Below are 248 nucleotides of genomic sequence, written 5' to 3' on the forward strand. Positions count from 1 at the left end.
GCCAATAGCAGAGATGATTGCGCTTTGGTAATGAAAAGGTGCCTTGAATGGTTTGAGTTGAGAATAAGTACCACTCCTTAAAATTCTTTGAATGATTAAAATCTGATCCAGATCTGAAATCTGATTAATTTTTTTTGCAGTTAAAAATTTTTCAGGGAAAAGAGAAATAATTTCATTACAAAATGAATGAAATGTGTGAATATTCAGTTGATATGAAACTGGGCCGATTATTGAAAGCAGTCTTTGCT

At 31.9% G+C, this 248-nt stretch carries 1 protein-coding gene; it reads right to left on the minus strand.

The genetic code is table 11. The features are described from left to right. The coding region (locus tag NCR40_RS31235) for a hypothetical protein (protein ID WP_250511824.1) at positions 1 to 248 on the minus strand (248 nt) is incomplete at both ends.

It is taken from the genome of Caballeronia sp. GACF4, from assembly GCF_023631025.1.
GTDB lineage: Bacteria > Pseudomonadota > Gammaproteobacteria > Burkholderiales > Burkholderiaceae > Caballeronia.